Consider the following 21,527-nt stretch of genomic DNA (forward strand, 5'->3'; position numbering starts at 1 on the left):
TTGTATATTTACAAACAAGTTGTAAGCGTGGCTACAGAAAATATGTTTAAAGTACCTCAAAATATTAACAATAGACACTATTACCTTGACAAGGTAAAGCCGTTTATTGGACAAAATATACTAAAAGTATTTACGGGTCAAAGACGTGTTGGAAAAAGTTATTTTTTATTTCAATTGATCCATTTTTTACAAAATGACAACACGGTCAAGATACTTTACATCAATAAGGAAGATTTGGCCTTTTCGTTCATAAAAAATGCCGAAGACCTTCATCAGTATGTTATTGAAAACAAGTCGGCAATGCAAAAAACCTATGTTTTTATTGACGAAATTCAAGATATACAAAATTTTGAGGCTGCGTTACGTTCGTTGCTATTATACGAAGATTTAGATTTATATATTACCGGAAGCAATGCCAATTTGTTATCAGGTGACATTGCAGGCCATTTGAGTGGGAGATATATTGAAATTGTGATTTATAGTCTTTCCTATATTGAGTTTTTGGATTTCCATTCACTAACAACTAGTGCTGAAAGTGTTGAAAAATATATGAAATATGGAGGATTACCCTATTTAAAGCATTTGCCTTTAGAAGATACCGTTGTATTTGAGTATTTAAAAAATATTTACAATACTATTGTCTACCGGGATATTATTAATCGGTACACGGTGCGAAATATTCCTTTTTTAGAACAATTAGTATTGTTTTTGGCAGGAAATATTGGCAGCATTTTTTCCGCAAAAAAGATAAGTGATTTCCTTAAATCGCAACGAACCAATATGCCTGCCAATCAAGTACAAATTTATAGCCATTATTTGATTTCTGCTTTTTTGGTTCACAAAGTCCCTCGATACGATATGGTGGGAAAAAGAATTTTTGAAATTGGGGAAAAATATTATTTTGAAAATATTGGAATTCGCAATGGAATTTGGGGATATCGATTGGAAGACCGAGGTAAGATCATTGAAAATGTCGTCTATAATCATTTGTTGTTTAAGGGCTATTCTGTTGTTGTTGGTGTTTTAAATACAAATGAAATTGATTTTATAGCCCAAAAAAATGGCGAAAAACAGTATTTTCAAGTTGCTCTGACCATTAATGACATTAAAACGATAGAACGCGAGTTTGGAAATTTAAAAAGTATTCATGACAATTATCAAAAAACAGTCATTACACTCGATGCGTTTTCCGGGCATACATACGAAGGCATTAAAAACATATCTTTGGAAGAATTTTTATTGACTTCTTAACCTTTGAAATTGTAAAAAACAGAAAAAATGAAAGTATTAGTCACAGGAGCAGCCGGTTTTATTGGATACCACTTAAGCGAACAATTAATTGCTCAGGGCTATCAGGTAGTTGGGCTGGATAACCTCAATGACTATTACGATGTGAATTTAAAATTTGGTCGTTTAGCCCAATTGGGTATTGCGGAACATCAAATTGATTATAATGTAAAAATAAGCAGTTCTAAACACGGAGCACAATTTAGCTTTATCCAATTAAATTTAGAGGATAATCAGGCTATTGATCATTTATTTGCCGCCGAAAAGTTTGATTTAGTTTGTAACTTAGCTGCTCAAGCCGGCGTTCGCTATAGTTTGGAAAAACCTTTTCAGTATGTAGACAGCAATGTTACCGGTTTTTTATCTATTTTAGAAGGTTGTCGAAACCATGGCGTGAAAAAATTACTTTATGCCAGCAGTTCCAGTGTGTATGGATTAAACGAAAAAATACCGTTTTCGGTTACTGACACAGTAGACAACCCTATCAGTTTGTATGCTGCTACTAAAAAAGCCAATGAATTGATGGCTCATACGTATAGCCATTTGTTTGGTATTCAAACGGTGGGATTACGTTTTTTTACGGTCTATGGTCCCTGGGGCAGGCCGGATATGGCGATGTTTTTGTTTACCGATGCTATTTTAAATGACCGTCCGATTCAAGTTTTTAATGAAGGAAATCTTTCCCGTGATTTTACCTATATCGATGACATAGTGGGTGGTATGCTTACTATTGTCAACACCTTTAAAAAAGATGCGGTGCAAAAACCCTATTCTTTGTACAACATTGGTAACAGCAAACCGGTGAAATTACTTGATTTTATTGAAGCTATTGAAAAAACTACAGGTAAGCAAGCGATTAAGGAAATGCTCCCTATGCAACCGGGCGATGTAGAACGCACTTGGGCTGATGTGGATGGATTAATAAATGATTTTGATTATACGCCTTCTACTTCAGTTGAAAAGGGTGTTGAGGAATTTGTTGCTTGGTATAAGAACTTTTATATTACTAATTAAAGATGGCCTCCTTTTTAAGTGATTTAGTAAGGGTAGGTTTCTCAAAAGTAAATATTATTATTTTTGGAGTTGGGACATCTATTGCCACTGCTCGCTTACTTACGCCGGATCAAAACGGAATTATTGCCACCTTGCTTGTTTATCCTTCTTTATTTATGGTGTTGGGGTCCATGGGTATCAGGCAATCTACCACTTATTTTGTAGGTAAAGAGATCTTTTCATTAGATCGTATCAGAAATGCCGTCACCCAGATTTGGCTGATTACCTCTGTTATAAGTATGGTAGTTTGTTTCTTTCTGTTTTATTTTCTATCTAAAAATATCCCTGATTATACCTTAGTTTTTGTTTCCATCAGCTGTATACCTTTTAGTTTGCACAATACCTATTGTTCAGGTATATTTTTGGGTAAAAATGAAATCAAGGAGTTTAATAAAATCAATTGGATACCAAATTTTATTACATTTCTAGCGACAGTTTTATTAATTTATTTTTTTAATTTAGAAATTCTGGGTGCTATGTTGGCCTACCTTTTAGGCCATTTGTCCATATTTATTGCATTGATTTTAAAGAGAGATAATTTGCACCTCAAAAGCTTATCCTTTGATGCAGAAGTAATCAAAAAAATGTTATCCTTAGGATTAGTTTATGCTATTGCCTTGTTAATTGTTAATTTGAATTATAAAATTGATGTGGTTTTGTTGGAGAATTTAAGTACCTCTTATGAATTGGGTATTTATTCCAAAGGAGCCAGTATTGTACAATATTTATGGCAAATCCCGCTATTGTTCAGCTCTATTATTTTTGCCCGTAGTGCGGTTTCCAAAGATGGATTAGCCTTTTCCAGAAAAGTAGCTCAATTATTGCGATTATCTCTAATCATGGTTAGTTTTGTGGCAATTGTTTTAATGTTACTTTCCAAACCCGTCATTTTACTTTTATTTGGAGAAGCTTTTTTAGACAGTGTACCTGTGATGCAAATTCTATTACCGGGTGTGGTTTTGCTTACTGTTTTTAAAGTGATGAATATGGATTTAGCGGGAAAAGGTAAACCTTGGATTGCTATGAAATCTATGGTTGTTCCCTTGTTGATTAATTTAGGTTGTAATTTTTATTTTATTCCGCTCTACGGTTCGAAAGGAGCTGCTTTGTCGTCTTTGATAAGTTATTCTTCCGCTTCTTTATTCTTTTTGTATTTTTACAGCAAAGAAACAGGTATTCCAATAAGAGATATTATTCGGTATAAAAAGACAGATTTTGAGCCTTTTAAACTAATTTTGCACAAAATAGTTCATAAATTAAAACGATAATATGTTTTTATTTGATCAAGAACGCACGGGTCGTATTCCGTCAGAACATATTTTTTCTACTTTACCTGAACCGGTTTGGAAAATTACTTTCAAACAAGACCCTATCCGTTGTGCCGAATCAACTCCGGTAATTGACATGAACGGAAATTTGTATTTTGGTTCACACAATGGTTCTATTTATTGTATGAATCCAAACGGACAAATCAAATGGCAGTTTGTGACAGAATATAAGGTATATTCCAGTCCACTTTTGGTAGACGGGAAAATTTATATTGGCTGTAATATGTCTACTTTACTTTGCTTGACTTTAGAGGGCGATTTAGTGTGGAAATATGATGGCTATCTTGCCTTTGCCAAACAATCAAAAATAAAGCGATTGTTTGTTAACCTCTATAATTATATTTCATATGATTATGAGTTTAAAAAATTCATGAAAATAAACACTTGGGTTTCGCCTAATTTGGTGAATAAACAAAACATCGCTTTTGTTTTTTATGGTTTAGGTTTGGTTTTGCTTGATAAGGATTCCGGGCAAGTTGTTTGGCAGAAGTCATTGGGTTCACCCGGTTTTCATTTGGCCGGAGTTGCGGTTACCAAACATGAACAGAAAGAGGTGATTGCTGTTTGTGGACAACACAGCGGATTGCATTTGTTTCAGGATAACGGTACTTTATTGTGGCACAAAAAGGCCTTTTCTCGCTCCAATGCTTGGGCTAATCCGAGTATAGATCCGGTTGAAAAGTGTATTTATCATTCTGAAAGTTATCATAATAAAAAAAGTATTCTTTATAAAACTGATTTAAACGGTACTACTCTTTGGAAAAAAGAATTTACGTATGGATGTCGTGCCTCGGTAGCCATTAGCAGAAAAAATTTCATTGTGTTTTTAGGTTTAAACGGAACGGTTTATCTTTTGGACAAAGCCACCGGAAAGGAATTATATTCTTTAGCTATTGCTTCAAAAGATAGAGGATTATGGACTTCCCCTTCGTTGATGGCCAATGATCATATTTTAATCAATACCAAAAAAACAGTCAAAAAAGGTTCGCTAGTTTGTCTTTCTGAAAAAGCAGAAATCGTTTGGGAAATTGAGTATGCCAAAGCTTTATCAGTGCCAACTATTGATGAACAAGGCAATTTGTATACCGCCACTTGGGCAGGAGACTTTTATAAATTTAAAAATGTAAATTCATGAAAATTGGAATATTAACGTATCATCACGTGATTAATGACGGGGCAGTATTGCAAACGTTGGGACATGTTAATACGTTGAAAGAGTTATTTCCCAATGCAGTAATTGAAGTCATTGATTATCGACATAAAACAATAGAAAAAATTGAAAAAAGAGAAGCTTTTAAAAGTTTACTTAAATTAAAAAAAGGAGCATTTTCTAAAATTAAAAAATATTACAGTTTTAAAAAATTTGTGAATGAACTTTTGCCATTGACAGAAGAAAAATTAATTTCTGATAATGTTGAGGAGGCTGTAAAGTTTATAAATAATCAAAATTATGATTATGTAATTGTTGGAAGTGATGAAGTTTGGAAAATATTAAATAGAAAATATGCCAGACAATTTCCAAATATCTATTGGTTACCATCAGGTATTAAAGCCAAAAGAATAGCTTCTGCCGCTTCTGCAAATGGTTCAAATCCAAAATTGCTTCAAAACACCGAAATTAAAAACCAGGCAAAAAAAATTGTCAATAATTTTCATGCTATAGCCGTTAGAGATCAGTATACTTTTAATTTTATTAAGAGTCTAGAAGTAGATGCACCACTTTATCAAGTTCCAGACCCAACTTTTGGTGTAGATTGGCATGCAAGTGGAGTGAAAGAAAAGTTAGAAAAAGTTGGCGTTGATTTTACTCGAAAACGATTTGCTTTAAATTTGAGTTCAAACAATTCTGATTTTTCAAAAGCTTCAGAACAAATTTATCACTTTGCAAAACAAAACAATATTCAATTGGTTGGAATTGGACAGTTCAATAAATTTTGTGATTTAAATTTTTCAGATGTTTTAAATTCATTAGAATGGGCGACCTGTTATCAATATTTTGATTTTTGTGTAACCGATCGTTTCCATTCTACTATTTTTAGTCTTAAAAATAAAGTTCCTTTTTTAGTAATTGAATCAGAAAAAAAGTATCCAACCGAACATAAAGGAAAAATTGTAGATTTATTATCAAAAATGGATAAGTTACAGTATCATCAATTTTATAATGATTCTATAGACTTTAAGGAACTTATAGCGAATTTAATTGAATCATATAAAGCAGATGATTTTGATACTGTTATATTAAATTTAAAAAGTCAATTCAGAACTCACTTATTAAATGTGATAAAATAATAATTGAAAATAACCCTTTACATCCTCGACACATTTGAAACCGGTGGAGCAGAAAAAAGCCTACTCGATATTGCTATCCAAAACAAAGCAGTTGAGTCGGTTTTTGTTACCTTATACAAAGGCAATCAATTGGCAGCAGTAGTCCAACAGGCGGGTATTAAAGTGATTTCACTCAACCGACCTGAAAAATATACTTTCGGCAAAATTGTGCAACAACTCAAACCCATTATTGAAGCGGAACAGCCTGATTTAGTTCATGTCACATTGTTTCGTGCCGATATTGTTTACCGAAAAGTAAAACGTTATTTTAAAACGCCGTTAGTTTCCAGTTTGGAAAACAACTCTTATATAGAAGAACGTTATCAAAAACTTTCTTTACCGGGAAAACTTAAACTTTTTTACATTCAACGGTATGATGCTTTAACGGCTAAAAAAGTAGATTATTTTATTTCAACTTCTCAAACCATTAAGGAGTCGAATGCAAAAGCACTTGAGTTACCTTTGGAAAAGATAAAAGTTATAAAAGGATGAATTGTTTACAAATTGAAGTCTATTAATATCTAGCAATAATCTACTAATTTTTATATAAAAAAATAATTATATGCAACAACAGATAAAAGTTATAATCCTAACAGATAATCTTTATATAAAAAAATGGGTGGCAGATATTGTTGAATATATTTCAACATCTCCTAGCTATGTTATTTCTGGTGTAATAATTAATAACGCTACAAAAAAATCAAAATCCTCTGTTGCTTATAAATTTTTAAGGCTTATAGACAGAAAAATATTTAAAACTAAAAGTAATCCTTTTCAAACAGTTTTATTGCCAGTAAAACAAGAAATAATTATTAATACAATTCCTATTCAGAAAGAATTTAGTGATTGGTTAGATAAAGATTGTTTAGACCAAATTAATAATCTACAGCCAGATTTAATTTTACGATTTGGATTTAGAATTCTTAGAGGTGATATATTAAAGATGCCTCGTTTAGGAGTTTGGTCTTTACATCATGGAGATAATAAAGTAAATAGAGGAGGACCACCTGGTTTTTGGGAGGTAGTTAATCAAGAAATTATATCAGGCGTGACGTTGCAAAAAATAACTGAAGATTTAGATGGAGGTGCTGTTATTGGTCGAGCTTTTATTAAATCCGATTTATTATCTTTTCATCGTAATCAAGTAAATTTGTTTGAAACAGGAGTTCGTTTGTTTCAAGAACAATTAAATAAATTAGTTGAAGATAAAATAGTAGTTGAAAATACAACCTTTGATTTCTATAATAATTTTCTATATAAGGACCCCAGCAATATTAAAGCAATCAAAATAGCATTTATCTATTTTATTAGAGTATTAAAAAGAAGATTTTATACTATAGTAAAACAAGAACAATGGATTATAAGTCATTCTAAAATTAATAATAGCGAAGAATCTATTTATCGTTTTAAAGAATTGGTTCCGCCAAAGGGATTAAATTGGGCAGATCCATTCCCCATGATTTTTAACAATAAACTCTGGTTATTTGTTGAAGAATTTAAAACAAATGGTTTAGGAAAAATTATTTGTTTTGAGTATTTAAATGAAAAAAAGATTTTCGCAAATCCAAAGGTTTGTATAGAAGAAAAATTTCATTTATCGTATCCTTATATTTTTAATTATGAAAATAACATATTTATGATTCCCGAAACGGGCGACTTTGGGAATGTTATCATTTACAAATCAATATCTTTTCCATATGTATGGGAAAAGTTTAATATTTTGATTCCTAATAAAAAGCTGTATGATGTAACACCATTTCAATTTAATGGAAAATGGTATTGTTTTGCCTCTGAACGTTCTAGAGAATCACAAAGTGCTAATGACTTATTGAATTTATATATACTTGAAAATGGACCTCTAGGTTCATGGAAACAACATCCTAGCAGTCCTATAAAAATTGATGTAAGAGGTGGAAGGTCTGCAGGGAAAATATTTGAAAAACAAGGCAAAACATACAGACCAGCACAATTAGGAGCACCTAAGTATGGCTATGCAATTCAAATTTATCAAATAATTAAATTAGATGAAAATATTTATGAGGAGCTTTTGGTAGATTCTATATTACCTAAATGGAAAAGCAATTTAGTTGCTACTCATACTTACAATCAAATAGATGGCTGGCAATTTATTGATGCACAACAAACAATAAGCAAATAGGTAATATGCGAATACTCCTAGTTATAGATTCTTTTTTTACAGGAGGTGCAGAATTTTCTACACTAGAATTATTTGCTTTTTTGAAAGAAAAACAAGTTGATATTAAAATTTGTAAATTAAAAGAAAAGAAACCAGAATATGATTCAGATTCTTTTGATATAGATCAAAATATAATAACAACATTACCTAATGGAAGTTTTTTAATAAAAAGAAAAGCATTACAAAAAATAATAAGCGAATTTAAACCTGATGTGATTCATTCAGTGCTATTTAAATCTAATTTATTAGTGAGATCGATTCGGTTTTTTAACAGTTCGTTCGTGCACTTAGAAAGTTTAGTTAATCACTCCTACAGTGAAAACAGACTAAATGAAGTTGGAGTTACTAAGATGAAATTGTTATTTTTTAGGATATTAGACTGTGTAAGTAGTTTTTTTGGGACAGATCATTTTCATCCTAACGGTAATTCAGTTGCACAACATTATCATGAAAAGCTTGGAATTTCATTCAAACGGATGACTGTAGTGTACAGAGGGCGTAAGGCAAGTAATTATGAAAATGCTCCAGCAGTTTTAAAATTAAATTTCGGTATAGAAGAAAAGACTTTAGTATTAATTAACGTTGCAAGACAAGAATACCAGAAAGGGCAAGATGTTTTAATAAACGCTATGTCAATGCTTCCTAAAGACGTTTTAGAAAAAGTACATTTACTAATTGTTGGTAGAGAAGGTAAATCTACCTTGATTTTACAAGAACAAGTATTAAATAATGAATTAAATTCAAAAATAACTTTTTTAGGTCATAGAACAGATATTCCTTCGCTACTAAAAATGGCAGATGTTTTTGTTTTTCCTTCGAGATTTGAAGGCTTACCTGGCGTATTAATTGAAGCAGAGGCATCGGGACTTCCTATTGTTTGTACTAATTTATCGATGATGCTTGAAGTAGTAGAGATAAATAAAAATGCATTAACTTTTACTTTAGACAATAGTTCTGAGCTCGCCGATGCAATTTGTGAGCTGGTTTCTAGCAAGGAAATGAGGGATTCATTTTCAGAAATTAGTAAAAAGCTATTTAAAGAAAAGTTTGAAATTGAATCGGTACACCAAAAAATGTATGAATTATATATTAAAATTATAAAATGACCATTCTCCAACTCATTCAAAAACCGCAATTACGTGGAGCAGAAATGTTTGCCAGTCAACTTTCCAATGAATTGGTTCAAATGGGGCATACTGTTTTGGTTGTAGCCTTGTTTCCGGGTGAGTCCACTTTGCCAATAAATGCGACGTTTATCCCTTTAAACAGACCACAACACAAACGGTGGAATGATTTTGAAGGTTGGAAAGCTTTAGCCAATTTAATCAAAAAACATCATGTTGATGTTGTGCAATGCAATGCCGGCGATACGCTAAAATTTGCGGTTTTTTCGCAACTTTTTTGTGGATGGAAAGTCCCAATCATCGCCCGGAATGCGAGCATGGTGAGTGCGTACATTCAAAATCCACTGATTAAAAGGCTCAACCGTTGGCTGTATAGCCGTACCCAAGCCATTGTTTCGGTATCGCACTTGTCGGCGAAAGATTTGAATCAATTGTTTCCGGAAACAAAAGTTAAAACAACTGTAATCCCAATTGGTATAAACCAACAACCGTTTACTTCGGTAGCCTGGAAAAATACTCCGCTAACTGCATTTCAGATTGTGCATGTGGGCGGATTTTCATTTGAAAAGAACCACCATGGTTTACTTTCCATTTTTGAACAGTGGTTGAAAAGATGTCCCGATTCACATTTGCATCTCATTGGCGATGGTCCGTTGAGAACCGAAATAGAGCAAGCGGTAGCTGAAAAAAACCTAGCGGATAACATTTCTTTTTATGGTTTTAGCAAAGAAGCAATTAACTACATGCACCAAGCCGATGTAGTAGTTTTGCCAAGTATTATTGAAGGCTTACCTGGTGTAATTTTAGAAGCGATGTATGCCAAAACCCCTGTGATTGCCTATAATGTGGGCGGTATTTCAGAAGTCATTCAAAACGGTGCAACCGGATATTTAGTGGAGAAAGGGGATGAAATGGGTTTTGTTCACGCCTTAGAACAAGTGAAAATTAACGGCAAAGAAGCCTCATATGTTAAAAATGCCAACGAACTCGTTGTACAAAAATTTAATAATACGTACCTTGCCCAGCAGTTTGAAACCGTTTATAAGGCACTCACACATGGCAAAGATTAAAGTAATTCATATCATCAAATCGTTGGGGCGTGGCGGAGCAGAAATGCTTTTACCGGAAACCTTAAAAAAACACAACCAAGAGGCGTTTGAATTTCATTATATCTACTTTTTGCCTTGGAAAGACCAAATGGTACATGCTATAGAAGAAGCGGGTGGAAAAGTAACTTGTTTTGCGGCAAAAAATAATTTGCTTTTGTTGTGGCAATACAAAAAAATCATTCGCTATTGTAGGGAAAATCAAATTCAATTGATTCATGCTCATTTGCCTTGGGCAGGATTTGTAAGCCGTTTGGTGCATTCTTTGACCAAGATTCCGGTGCTTTATACGGAACACAATATGCAGGAACGCTACCATTTTTTGACCAAAACCATCAATAAATTAACCTTTAATCGTCAATCACTTGGAATTGGTGTTTCAGATGATGTGTCCCATTCCATTCAAAAAAATATACATCCTACTATTCCGGTGCAAACGGTTTTAAATGGGGTAAATTCGGATAGTTTTCAACGAAAAGGTTCGTTTGCTGATTCATCCAAACGGAAACAATTTGGTATTCCGGCGGATGCATTTGTAGTGGGAACCGTAGCGGTTTTTCGTTTTCAAAAACGACTCGATTTGTGGTTGGAAATCATGAAAAAAGCGATTGAACAAGACGCAAACATCTATGGAATCATAGTAGGTGCCGGACCCTTACAATCGGAAATCGAACAAAAATATGCGGCTTTGGGTTTAGAAGGAAAAGTATTTTTTGCCGGATTGCAAATCGAAGTCAAATCTTATTATGAGGCAATGGACACGTTTATGATGTGCTCTTCTTTTGAAGGATTACCCATTGCGTTGCTGGAAGCCATGAGTATGGAATGTGCAATAGTCACCACTGATGCCGGAGGAATAAAAGAAGTTATTCGAAATGAAAAAGACGGTTTGGTGGTAGGTGTTGACCAATGGGAACAATTAACAGAGCTCATCGTTCAACTCAAGAATGATCCCGCTAAGTTGACTTATCTTCAACAAGGAGCCCGAGTTCGTGCTAAAGCTAGTTTTAGCATGGATGCTATGATTTTGACTTTGGAAGATTTATATCGTAAACACTATTCTATATGATTGTTAGAGTAGCCAAAACCGAAGATATACCCGCTATTGTTGCCCTTTTAAAAGATAGCTTAGGCGAGTCGTTGTTAAAGAAAACTACCTCTATTTGGGATTTTAAACATGTTCAAAATCCCTTTGGGGCTTCTTATGTTTTGGTAGCCGAGGAAAATGGTCAGTTTATAGGTGTTCGAGCTTTTATGTCATGGAAATGGCAACTCGGAGACAAGGTTTGGCAAGCCTACCGAGCGGTAGACACGGCCACTCATCCGGAACATCAAGGCAAAGGAATATTTAAGAAATTAACCCTGCAGGCTTTAGCCGATGTGGGAAAAAAAAATGATTGCTTTATTTTTAATACTCCCAACGAAAAAAGTCGTCCCGGTTATTTAAAAATGGGATGGGAGGCATTGGGTAAAATAAAAATAGCATTAGTACCTGTTTTACTTTATCGTTTTATTTATTTGTTTAGTAAGCGAGCCGACGCTCTTTTATCTTTAAATGAAGAACAAATTGAAGCCATTTGTTTTAAACACAATTTGGAACTTCAAGCCAAAAAGGAATTATTTACGCCTAAAACTGAGGCTTATTTACATTGGCGGTATGCCACTAATCCGATGCAACCCTATACCTTTTTGACCGGAAAGGATTGGTATGTGGCCATGTATGTTAAAAAACACAAACGTTTTAACGAATTGCGTATTGCCGAAGTAATTGGCGGAAATACTTCAAAAGCCAAAAAAGAAATTCAACAAGAAGTTGTCAATTATGCCACCAAACAAGGATGTTTATTGCTTTCTACCACGGAGAAGTCATTGTTTTCGTTTGCTTTTTATGGTGCATTCGGACCCATTTTAACCTGCAAAGACTTAACGTTAAATAATGTAATTTTGCAACAATCAAAACAAAGCAGAGGATGGCACTACGCCATGGGTGATTTAGAATTATTTTAAACAATGGATGCAATAGTTGTTTTCGTTATATTATTGATAGCAACCCAAGTGTTGCTCACTAGTCTTGCCCGAAAACATCCGTTTTTTAATAAAAAATTATTGAACTACCTCTATTTTTATCATTTACTTTTCTTTTTAGTATATTATACCTATACACTTTTTAATCCTTCCGATTCAATACAATATTATTATGTAGCCAGTCAAATCGGTAATGATTGGCCCAGTCTTTTTGAAAGCGGTACGAATTTCATTAATTTTTTAGCCTCCCCTTTTGTTCAAATAGGGTTGTCATATGAATCCCTCATGCTTATATTTTCCTGGTTTGGTTATGTGGGTTTTGTGTTTGCCTATCTTTTTATGCGGGAAAACATTCCGATTGATATTAAGATTTTAAAAAAATATGATTTATTAACCCTTTTATTGTTTTTACCCAATATGCATTTCTGGACAGTTTCGTTAGGAAAAGGTTCTGTTATTTTTATGGGTTTGATGATTTTTACTTATGCCGTAAAATCCCCTTATAAGCGTTGGTTTTTGCTCTTGCTAGGGGGCTTTTTTGTTTATATGGTTCGGCCTCATGTTATGTTGTTTATGTTGGTAGCGGTCATGGTTGGACTTTGGTTTGGGAAAGAGCGAATGAGTTCCGGGTTAAAAGTTTTGATAGTTATTGCCTCTATCGGGTTTTTAGCTGCCGCCAGTAATTCAATTTTAGCGGTGGCTAAATTAGAAAACTCCGAAAATGTGATTTCCGATTTTGAAGCGTTTGCAGAGGCCCGGTCCCAAGGATTATCAGAAAAATCTGGCTCAGGTGTGGCAATGAGTAATTATTCGCTCCCTGTTAAATTATTTACCTTTTGGTTCAGACCCCTTTTTGTGGATTCCCCTAGCCTTTTAGGTGTTTTTAGCTCCTTGGAAAATTTATTATATTTACTATTATTCTCCAAAATACTCAATAAGCGGTTTATTCGGTTTTTCAAAAATTCAGTATATATGGTTAAAATGTCGGCCATTGCTTTTTTGTTGACTTCTTTTGCAATGACTTTTGTGATGTCAAATCTTGGTATTATCATGCGACAAAAATCTATGGTGATGTATTTTGCTTTTTTTGTTATTTATTATTTTTTGGCTCAGGAAGAGTATGATCGGCAACAACGATTGCAAGCTACACTAAATCAAACAACAGACTAGGAATATGAAGAAAGGAAAATTTGTCATTTCGTTGGATTTTGAATTGGTTTGGGGTGTGTTTGACCACATTACACTAAACAAAAAAATTGCCTATTTTGACAATACCCGAAAGGTTATTCCCCATATGTTAGCATGTTTTGAAAAGCATGAGATCAAGGTAACTTGGGCAACGGTTGGGATGCTTTTCAACGAAAATTGGGAAGAATGGCTAGCTAATTTGCCGGATGAAAAGCCAACCTACACCAATTTAAAATTAGATGCTTATGCTTATGGGCTCGAACATCGTTCAGCGGGTTTAGACCGTTTCTTTTTTGCACCAGATTTAATTCGATTCATACAATCAACCCCCGGTCAAGAATTAGCAACTCACACTTATTCTCATTATTATTGTTTAGAGACGGGACAGACTAAAAGACAATTTGAATGTGATTTGGATTTAGCCAAAAAAATGGCGACTCAATTTGGAGCTACCTTACATTCTTTAGTTTTTCCCAGAAATCAGTGGAACCCGGATTATCTATTTAGTTGCCAGGAAAGAGGCATTACGCAATTGCGTTCCAACCCTGATGCATGGTATTGGAAAGATACCTCACAATCCACCTTAGCCACTAAGTTATTCCGAACCGGCGATGCCTATTTGCCTTTGGGTTCTACCTCGTATCCGATGGAAAAAGTAACTGCTGATTTTGTAACAGCTCAACCTGCTAGTCGTTTTTTAAGACCCCACCATGGTTTGTCCTTTTTAAATTCATTACGGTTGCAACGAATTAAAAATGAAATGTTGCAGGCCGCTAAAGAGGGAGCAGTATATCATTTATGGTGGCACCCGCATAATTTTGGTGATCATCCCAAAGAATCAATGGAAGCCTTGCAGGAAATTGCTAAATGGTATTTGCATTTGCAGGCTAAATTTGGTTTTGAATCGGTTACTATGGCTGATTTAACTGCTAAACTTTACTAGTTTGCGTTTATTCAACAAAAAAATAATAGGTTTTTTAAATCAACCGGAATCATTAGGTTTTAAATGGTTGCTTTTGTGTTGGCATTTAGTATTTGTTTTTTTTGTATGGCAAGAACGCGTGCAAAAAGGTCATTCCGATGCTCATTATTACTGGGCTCAAAATTTTGATATTTCACAACATAGTTGGTTTGACTTCTTTTCTTACGGCACCGATTTTATCGTTTGGCTTAATTATCCATTTATCATTATGGGTGTTCCTTTTTGGGGTGGTTTTTTACTCCATGGTTTACTGGGTTATTTTGCTATTTTACACTTTATAAAGTGGTTGCAAACCCTAACCGATTCTTCGCTATCTCTTGGAAATATTAACTTGTTGTCTATTCTTGCTTTTTGGCCCGGTTTACATTACTGGACAGCCGGTTTAGGAAAAGAGCCCTTGCTTTTTATGTGCTTGGTGCAGATTTTTAGGACGATTTCAAACTACAAATCAGTGTCTTTTTCGTTTATCATTTGTTCTGTTTTGTTATTGATTATCCGACCTCATGTTGCTTTATTGCTATTGTTTGCTTTTGGAACAAGTTATATAATTTTTAGTAAAGACCACGTTAGAAGAAAACTTGCATGGACATTTTTTGGGATTTCCGCCAGTGGCATTTTGGGTTATATGGTTTTGCAACTTTCGCATATTCGTTATTTGGATTGGGATAGAATTATTCGTTTTAACAAAGGATCGGTTTTGTCTTTTGAGCGTTCAGGAACCTATGTTCCTATGGAAGATTACTCACTATTTTATCGGTTTGTTTCCTTTTATTTTAGACCCTTTATTGGTGAGATCAATACTTTAAAAGGATGGTTGGCCGGGTTTGAGAATGCAGTTTATTTACTGTTGCACCTATTGTTTATTTATGTACTAGTTTTTTATTGGAAAAAAATTAAAAATATACACTTGCCTTTGTGGTGGTCTACTGCCGTTTTTCTAAGTTTGTATTGCGGGAGTGTGTATATCTTCCGGTATGCCAATTTTGGTATTTTTATGAGAACAAAACTTATGTATGCTCCATTTATGGTTGTCGCTATTTTGTGGTTATTGTCTACAATTCAAAAAAATCAATCAATTGAAAACAAATAAACCTAAATTAATTCGCATTACTACAGTTCCTTTGTCTTTAGATAAATTGTTAGAAGGGCAACTAAAGTTTATGCAAGAACAGTATGATGTAATTGCAGTTTCTTCTGAAAAGGAATATTTAGAAAAAGTAGGAGCTAGAGAGGGTGTGGCTACATTTCACTTGGAAATGACCAGAAAAATTACGCCCCTACACGATTTAATGGCAGTTATTAAGCTTACTTTGTTCTTATTAAAAACGAAACCGGATATTGTGCATTCACACACACCTAAAGCAGGAATTGTTGGAATGATGGCTGCTTTTTTAGCCCGAGTTCCGCATCGTTTTCATACGGTAGCCGGTTTACCTTTGTTAGAAGAAACAGGTAGTAAAAGAAAGATGCTCGATTTTGTGGAAAAACTAACGTATTTATTTGCTTCTCGGGTATATCCCAATTCGAATGGATTGAAAGAAATTATTCTTCAAAACGAATATTGTAAGGCTTCAAAATTGAAAGTATTGGCCAACGGCAGTACGAATGGCATCAATACTACTTATTTTTCTAACGACCATTTCAGTTTTGCCCAAAAAGAGGAACTGAAAGCCCGTTATGATATTCAAGACACCGATTTTGTCTTTATTTTTGTGGGTCGATTGGTTACAGATAAGGGAATTAATGAATTGATTGCCGCTTTTAAAAAATTAAAAATTAATCATCCTACGGCGAAGCTTTTATTGGTAGGCCCCTTGGAAACCGAACTAGACCCTTTACTTCCCCAAACATTAGAAGCTATTGAAAATGTAAAACAAATTAAGGCGGTGGGTTATCAACAAGATGTTCGGTTGTTTTTTTCCATCTCTTATTGTCTTGTTTTTCCTAGCTACCGCGAAGGTTTTCCCAATGTGGTGATGCAAGCCGGTGCGATGGAGCTACCTTCGATTGTGTCTAATATTAACGGTTGTAATGAAATTATTGTTCCTCATCAAAACGGGGTTATCATTCCTACTAAGGATGAAAAAACATTGTTGGAGGTCATGATAGAACTGATGGAAAACAAGGCTTATTATGAACAATTGCGGGAATACGCGAGGCCTATGATTGTTAATCGGTATGAACAGCAAGTTGTTTGGCAGGCTATTTTGAAGGAATATCAAAAATTATAATTCTACATAGGATGAAGTTAGCTTCTTTGATTTTAAAGCATAGATAAAGTATAGATAGTGTATGAAACTCAAACATCTTTCAGTAATAATTTTATACTTTTACACCTCAAAACAGAAAGTAAAGTAATGTATAAGAAATACATCAAAAGATTAATGGATTTTATTGCCTCATTGGTTGGACTCAGTCTCATAAGCCCAATTTTTTTGATAATTACAATTTTTCTGTATTTTGCAAATCAAGGCAAGCCTTTTTTTATACAACCCCGCCCCGGAAAAAACGGCGTTATCTTTAATATTGTTAAGTTTAAAACAATGAATGATAAAAAAGATAATGAAGGTAAATTGCTGTCTGATGCTGAACGGCTAACTCCTATTGGTTCTTTTGTCCGTAAAACATCCTTAGATGAATTACCCCAATTACTAAATGTGCTCAAAGGCGATATGAGTTTGATAGGTCCCCGACCTTTGTTAGCTCATTATTTACATTTATACAGTGATTTTCAAAATCGTCGTCACGAAGTAAAGCCCGGTATTACCGGATGGGCACAAGTAAACGGGAGAAATGCCATTTCGTGGGATAAAAAATTTGAGTATGACGTTTGGTATGTGGACCATTTGAGTTTTGGTTTGGACGTTAAAATATTATTCAAAACTATTCAAAAAGTAATCAAAAAAGAAGGAATTAACGCTGCCGATGCAGCCACAATAGAACCATTTGATGGCAATTAAAATTTCGCTATTCGGAGCCAGTGGACATGGTAAAGTAATTTTAGATATTCTACAATTGATAGGACAATCTGTAGACGTTGTTTATGATGATTATCCTAAACAGCCCAGTTTATTAGGAGTGCCTGTAGTTCCTGCTTCTTTATTAGATTCCGAAAAAATTGATTCCTTGATTTTATCTATTGGTAATAATAGAGTAAGAAAACGATTAGCTAAAAAACTAAATGTTACCTTTGAAAACGCTATTCATCCTTCTGCGATACTTTCCAAACATATAGCAATTGGTGAGGGAACGGTAGTTATGGCCGGTGTAAAAGTTAATCCAAATGCTGTTATAGGGAAACATTGTATTTTGAATACAGGAGCTATTGTAGAGCATGATTGCAAAATAGGTCATTTTGCTCATCTTTCCCCAGGTGTTGCATTAGCAGGAAATGTTACTGTTGGTGAAGGAACGCATGTAGGAATCGGTTCGTGTGTTATTCAAGGCATCACAATTGGTAAATGGGTTACGATAGGGGCAGGAGCAGTCATTATTAAAGATGTTCCGGATTATGCCGTTGTAGTAGGTAATCCCGGTATAATAATTAAATTTAATTTACAAGATGAATAATTCAAAAATTTGGCTTTCCTCGCCGCACATGGGCGGAAATGAACAGAAATTTGTACAAGAAGCTTTTGACGCCAATTGGGTTGCTCCTTTGGGTCCGAATGTGACCGGCTTTGAAATTGATTTAGAGCAGTATATCCAAGCGGATAAATTTGTGGCGGCTTTGAGTTCGGGAACAGCGGCGTTGCATTTAGGGTTGATATTATTAGACGTGAAACCCGGTGATGAGGTGATTTGTCAAAGTATGACTTTTTCAGCTTCAGCTAATCCTATTGCCTACTTAGGAGCAACACCGGTATTTGTTGACAGTGAGTCGGAGACATGGAATATGTGTCCGATTGCCCTGGAAACAGCCATTCAAGACAGGATTTCCAAAGGCAAAAAGCCTAAGGCCATTATTGCTGTTCACTTATATGGCATGCCTTATCAAGTGGATGAAATCAATGCCATTGCTTCAACGTATGAAATTCCTGTTTTAGAAGACAGTGCGGAAGCTTTAGGCAGTACGTATAAAGGTCGAAAATGCGGTACTTTTGGAACAATTGGGGTGCTATCCTTTAACGGAAATAAAATTATTACCACTTCCGGTGGTGGAGCCTTAGTTGCCCCTGATAAAGTTTTAAAAGATAAAGCGGTTTTTTTAGCTACCCAAGCTCGTGATAACGCCCCTCATTATCAACACAGTGAAATCGGGTATAATTATCGTTTGAGTAATATTTGTGCCGGAATCGGAAGAGGTCAAATGGAAGTGTTGAATGACCACATTGCTTTACGTAGAAAAATGCATGCTTTTTATGTTGATCTTTTCGCTGATATTCAGGGGGTTAAGGTGCTTTCTGAACCTAATAATACTTATTTTTCCAATCATTGGTTGACTGCTATTTTACTTAATCCTGCTTTGACTAATAGTATTACGAGAGAAACTTTACGCTTAGCAATGGAAGCACAAAATATTGAATGCAGGCCTTTATGGAAACCGATGCACTTGCAACCTATTTTTGAAAAGTATCCGTATTACGGCGGAACCGTATCGGAAAATTTGTTTAACGATGGTTTATGTCTTCCGTCCGGTTCTAATTTAACGGATGCGGAACGAAATAGGATTACGGATTTGGTCCAAGCGGTTTTTAAGTAGGAGATGAATTTAGAGAATAGAAGAAAGAAGAAAGATAATTGAGGAAGGAGATAAGAGATAGCTCATTTAAATTCTTTATTTCTGTTGGTTTAAATAAAGATTTGGTTAAAAATTAAGATTTTTTTAAGATTTTAAAAAAAATACTTATTTTTACATGTTACAAAATTATTAAAAAAGAATTTTGAAAAAAAAGACAACTATACTGGAAGATGTTTTAAACTATTTTGCTCAGTTGCAATTGCATTTTAATTTTAAAAATCTTGGTTATTTACCGCGATGGGTTGTCCTTTTGTTAGATTCCTCGATTGTACTTTTTTCCGGTTTAGTGACGTTTATCCTATTGAGTGGTATTCGTTTTCATTATATTGAAACGGAAATAATTTTTATAGCCCTTCCTCTTTACTTGGGGGTTAATATTTTCTATTTTTGGATATTCAGAACTTATTCAGGTATTATTCGCCATTCTTCTTACATAGATGCATTAAAATTGTTTTTTTCTCAATTTGCTACTTTAGGTACGTTTGTTCTAGTCAATTTTATCTTTGTTTTGATCGGTTGGGATAAAATCTATTTGAATACCGGTATTTTTATACATGCTGTTTTGTCTTTTAGTTTTTTGTTTTTTTACCGTGTTGTAGTTAAACAAGTTTTTGAAAAATATTTTACTATTGCTGCAGAGACACCCAAAACGACGGCTTTAATTTATGGAACGGATGCCAATGCTATTGCTGTTGCTAATGCTTTGAAATCAGAAGTACCCAAACGATTTAAATTGATTGGTTTTATAGATAAGAAGAATCAAAATAATACGAAACGAATATTAGACCTTCCTATTCTTCAGTTCAAAAGACGAGTTCCTGTTTTGATGCGTTTGAATAAAGCCGATGCTTTAATAATAGCTGACAAAAGTTTAACCAAGGAAGAACGTTCGCAATTGGTAGATGAATGCATCGATTTTAATTATAAAGTATTTACTATCCCCTTAGTAACCGACTGGGAAAACGAAAAAGAAATTTCTAAGAATATTAAGAATTTTGAAATTCAGGATTTATTAGAGCGAAAACCCATTGTTTTGGATACCCGCATTATTTCATCCCAATTGCGTGGAAAAACAGTTATGATAACCGGTGCTGCCGGTTCTATTGGCAGTGAAATTGTACGTCAAGTGTTAGGTTTTGAGCCATCTTCCATCATTTTGTTAGACCAAGCTGAGACCCCTTTGCATAGTTTGACCCTTGAAATCGAGGCGATGAATTATAACTATCCCATCAAAAGTTTAGTTGGGGATATTCGAAATTATGAGTTTTTAGAACGCAAATTCAAGTTCTATAAACCCCAAGTCGTTTATCATGCGGCTGCCTACAAACATGTTCCCTTGATGGAAGAAAATCCTGCACAAGCTGTTTATACAAATGTTATGGGGACAAAAAACGTAGCTGATTTATCCTGCAAATACTATGTTGAACGATTTGTAATGATCTCCACCGACAAGGCAGTTAACCCGAGCAGTGTGATGGGAGCCAGTAAGCGAATTGCGGAGATGTATGTTCAATCCCTGCATTTCAAAAAAAACAGAATAAATGCTGACAGTCAGACAAAATTTATCACGACACGTTTTGGTAATGTATTGGGTTCCAATGGTTCCGTTGTGCCACTTTTCACAAAGCAAATTCAGGAAGGTGGGCCTATTACGATTACCCATCCGGAAATTATTCGTTATTTCATGACCATTCCGGAGGCTTGTCAATTAGTTTTAGAAGCCGGAGCTATGGGTAAAGGGGGTGAGATTTTTATTTTTGACATGGGTGATCCGGTTAAAATTATTGATTTAGCTAAAAAAATGATTCGATTAGCCGGATATACGCCAGATAAAGAAATTAAAATTAAGATTGTTGGTTTGCGACCCGGTGAAAAATTGTATGAAGAGCTATTGAATGATTCTGCTAAAAATTTAGCTACTCATCATGAAAAAATAATGATAGCTGAGGAAATTTGTGATGAGTTTGAGGTAGTTAGTGATTTAATAGAAGATTTAATTATCAGTGCTCATGTGAAATCAAAAGATATACTTGTTTCAAAGATGAAAAAAATCGTTCCTGAATTTAAGAGTATGAATTCTGTTTTTCAAGAGTTGGATTCTTAAATAATTTACTGTCACACTACTAGGCTTAAGATTAATAAACTTATATTTGCACCAAATCAGCATT

19 protein-coding genes are annotated in these 21,527 nt (G+C 34.3%); all 19 read left to right on the forward strand.

Annotated features, from left to right (window positions below; all coding sequences use genetic code 11):
- Positions 1 to 27 precede the first annotated feature (27 nt).
- The 19 genes from ACIQ2Z_RS01855 to ACIQ2Z_RS01945 all read left to right on the forward strand — a co-directional run bounded on the left by ACIQ2Z_RS01855 (position 28) and on the right by ACIQ2Z_RS01945 (position 21,463).
- Positions 28 to 1,251, forward strand: a complete 1,224-nt coding sequence (locus ACIQ2Z_RS01855; protein ID WP_396182467.1) for an ATP-binding protein — start codon at positions 28 to 30, stop codon at positions 1,249 to 1,251.
- 27 nt (positions 1,252 to 1,278) lie between these two features.
- Positions 1,279 to 2,301, forward strand: a complete 1,023-nt coding sequence (locus tag ACIQ2Z_RS01860; RefSeq protein WP_396182468.1) for an NAD-dependent epimerase — start codon at positions 1,279 to 1,281, stop codon at positions 2,299 to 2,301.
- Positions 2,302 to 2,303: 2 nt separating this feature from the next.
- Complete coding sequence (locus ACIQ2Z_RS01865) at positions 2,304 to 3,608, forward strand: flippase (RefSeq protein ID WP_396182469.1); 1,305 nt, start codon at positions 2,304 to 2,306, stop codon at positions 3,606 to 3,608.
- 1 nt (position 3,609) lies between these two features.
- Positions 3,610 to 4,803, forward strand: coding sequence for a PQQ-binding-like beta-propeller repeat protein (locus ACIQ2Z_RS01870; protein WP_396182470.1), 1,194 nt, complete (start codon positions 3,610 to 3,612; stop codon positions 4,801 to 4,803).
- Positions 4,800 to 5,957, forward strand: coding sequence for a polysaccharide pyruvyl transferase family protein (locus ACIQ2Z_RS01875; RefSeq protein WP_396182471.1), 1,158 nt, complete (start codon positions 4,800 to 4,802; stop codon positions 5,955 to 5,957). Before ACIQ2Z_RS01870 ends, ACIQ2Z_RS01875 begins: the two co-directional genes overlap by 4 nt.
- Positions 5,958 to 5,960: 3 nt before the next feature.
- Positions 5,961 to 6,488, forward strand: coding sequence for a glycosyltransferase (locus ACIQ2Z_RS01880; protein ID WP_396182472.1), 528 nt, complete (start codon positions 5,961 to 5,963; stop codon positions 6,486 to 6,488).
- Between the two features lie 70 nt (positions 6,489 to 6,558).
- Positions 6,559 to 8,154 (forward strand): hypothetical protein, encoded by a 1,596-nt coding sequence (locus ACIQ2Z_RS01885; protein ID WP_396182473.1) that lies wholly within the window; start codon positions 6,559 to 6,561, stop codon positions 8,152 to 8,154.
- A gap of 5 nt (positions 8,155 to 8,159) precedes the next feature.
- Positions 8,160 to 9,299: a glycosyltransferase family 4 protein gene (locus tag ACIQ2Z_RS01890; RefSeq protein ID WP_396182474.1), complete on the forward strand. Its 1,140-nt coding sequence runs from the start codon at positions 8,160 to 8,162 to the stop codon at positions 9,297 to 9,299.
- Positions 9,296 to 10,387, forward strand: a complete 1,092-nt coding sequence (locus tag ACIQ2Z_RS01895; RefSeq protein ID WP_396182475.1) for a glycosyltransferase family 4 protein — start codon at positions 9,296 to 9,298, stop codon at positions 10,385 to 10,387. The genes ACIQ2Z_RS01890 and ACIQ2Z_RS01895 overlap by 4 nt, the downstream gene beginning before the upstream one ends.
- On the forward strand, positions 10,374 to 11,492 hold the full coding sequence (locus ACIQ2Z_RS01900) for a glycosyltransferase (RefSeq protein ID WP_396182476.1): 1,119 nt from the start codon (positions 10,374 to 10,376) through the stop codon (positions 11,490 to 11,492). Before ACIQ2Z_RS01895 ends, ACIQ2Z_RS01900 begins: the two co-directional genes overlap by 14 nt.
- A complete protein-coding gene (locus ACIQ2Z_RS01905; protein WP_396182477.1) occupies positions 11,489 to 12,430 on the forward strand; it encodes a GNAT family N-acetyltransferase in 942 nt (313 codons plus the stop codon). The genes ACIQ2Z_RS01900 and ACIQ2Z_RS01905 overlap by 4 nt, the downstream gene beginning before the upstream one ends.
- A 3-nt stretch (positions 12,431 to 12,433) precedes the next feature.
- On the forward strand, positions 12,434 to 13,618 hold the full coding sequence (locus tag ACIQ2Z_RS01910) for a hypothetical protein (RefSeq protein ID WP_396182478.1): 1,185 nt from the start codon (positions 12,434 to 12,436) through the stop codon (positions 13,616 to 13,618).
- Positions 13,619 to 13,622: 4 nt separating this feature from the next.
- Entirely contained in the window at positions 13,623 to 14,579 is a 957-nt protein-coding gene (locus ACIQ2Z_RS01915) for a polysaccharide deacetylase family protein (RefSeq protein WP_396182479.1), read from the forward strand.
- A gap of 1 nt (position 14,580) precedes the next feature.
- Positions 14,581 to 15,708 carry a hypothetical protein gene (locus ACIQ2Z_RS01920; protein ID WP_396182480.1) on the forward strand — a complete coding sequence of 376 codons (1,128 nt, stop codon included), beginning with the start codon at positions 14,581 to 14,583 and terminating at the stop codon, positions 15,706 to 15,708.
- Positions 15,695 to 16,849 carry a glycosyltransferase family 4 protein gene (locus ACIQ2Z_RS01925; protein ID WP_396182481.1) on the forward strand — a complete coding sequence of 385 codons (1,155 nt, stop codon included), beginning with the start codon at positions 15,695 to 15,697 and terminating at the stop codon, positions 16,847 to 16,849. Before ACIQ2Z_RS01920 ends, ACIQ2Z_RS01925 begins: the two co-directional genes overlap by 14 nt.
- Positions 16,850 to 16,975: 126 nt before the next feature.
- Positions 16,976 to 17,578 (forward strand): sugar transferase, encoded by a 603-nt coding sequence (locus ACIQ2Z_RS01930; protein ID WP_396182482.1) that lies wholly within the window; start codon positions 16,976 to 16,978, stop codon positions 17,576 to 17,578.
- A gap of 1 nt (position 17,579) precedes the next feature.
- A complete protein-coding gene (locus ACIQ2Z_RS01935) occupies positions 17,580 to 18,188 on the forward strand; it encodes an acetyltransferase (protein ID WP_396182579.1) in 609 nt (202 codons plus the stop codon).
- Positions 18,181 to 19,320 carry a DegT/DnrJ/EryC1/StrS family aminotransferase gene (locus ACIQ2Z_RS01940; RefSeq protein ID WP_396182483.1) on the forward strand — a complete coding sequence of 380 codons (1,140 nt, stop codon included), beginning with the start codon at positions 18,181 to 18,183 and terminating at the stop codon, positions 19,318 to 19,320. The genes ACIQ2Z_RS01935 and ACIQ2Z_RS01940 overlap by 8 nt, the downstream gene beginning before the upstream one ends.
- A gap of 181 nt (positions 19,321 to 19,501) precedes the next feature.
- Entirely contained in the window at positions 19,502 to 21,463 is a 1,962-nt protein-coding gene (locus tag ACIQ2Z_RS01945; RefSeq protein ID WP_396182484.1) for a polysaccharide biosynthesis protein, read from the forward strand.
- The last annotated feature ends 64 nt before the right edge of the window (positions 21,464 to 21,527 follow it).

Source organism: Flavobacterium sp. (assembly GCF_044361015.1).
Lineage (GTDB): Bacteria > Bacteroidota > Bacteroidia > Flavobacteriales > Flavobacteriaceae > Flavobacterium.

Excerpts from the sequence above, each read along its gene's own strand:
- ACIQ2Z_RS01865 (WP_396182469.1), top strand. The coding sequence starts at position 2,304 with ATGGCCTCCTTTTTAAGTGATTTAGTAAGGGTAGGTTTCTCAAAAGTA.
- ACIQ2Z_RS01895 (WP_396182475.1), top strand. The coding sequence starts at position 9,296 with ATGACCATTCTCCAACTCATTCAAAAACCGCAATTACGTGGAGCAGAA.
- ACIQ2Z_RS01890 (WP_396182474.1), top strand. The coding sequence starts at position 8,160 with ATGCGAATACTCCTAGTTATAGATTCTTTTTTTACAGGAGGTGCAGAA.
- ACIQ2Z_RS01915 (WP_396182479.1), top strand. The coding sequence starts at position 13,623 with ATGAAGAAAGGAAAATTTGTCATTTCGTTGGATTTTGAATTGGTTTGG.
- ACIQ2Z_RS01870 (WP_396182470.1), top strand. The coding sequence starts at position 3,610 with ATGTTTTTATTTGATCAAGAACGCACGGGTCGTATTCCGTCAGAACAT.
- ACIQ2Z_RS01900 (WP_396182476.1), top strand. The coding sequence starts at position 10,374 with ATGGCAAAGATTAAAGTAATTCATATCATCAAATCGTTGGGGCGTGGC.
- ACIQ2Z_RS01885 (WP_396182473.1), top strand. The coding sequence starts at position 6,559 with ATGCAACAACAGATAAAAGTTATAATCCTAACAGATAATCTTTATATA.
- ACIQ2Z_RS01905 (WP_396182477.1), top strand. The coding sequence starts at position 11,489 with ATGATTGTTAGAGTAGCCAAAACCGAAGATATACCCGCTATTGTTGCC.
- ACIQ2Z_RS01910 (WP_396182478.1), top strand. The coding sequence starts at position 12,434 with ATGGATGCAATAGTTGTTTTCGTTATATTATTGATAGCAACCCAAGTG.
- ACIQ2Z_RS01860 (WP_396182468.1), top strand. The coding sequence starts at position 1,279 with ATGAAAGTATTAGTCACAGGAGCAGCCGGTTTTATTGGATACCACTTA.
- ACIQ2Z_RS01930 (WP_396182482.1), top strand. The coding sequence starts at position 16,976 with ATGTATAAGAAATACATCAAAAGATTAATGGATTTTATTGCCTCATTG.
- ACIQ2Z_RS01940 (WP_396182483.1), top strand. The coding sequence starts at position 18,181 with ATGAATAATTCAAAAATTTGGCTTTCCTCGCCGCACATGGGCGGAAAT.
- ACIQ2Z_RS01875 (WP_396182471.1), top strand. The coding sequence starts at position 4,800 with ATGAAAATTGGAATATTAACGTATCATCACGTGATTAATGACGGGGCA.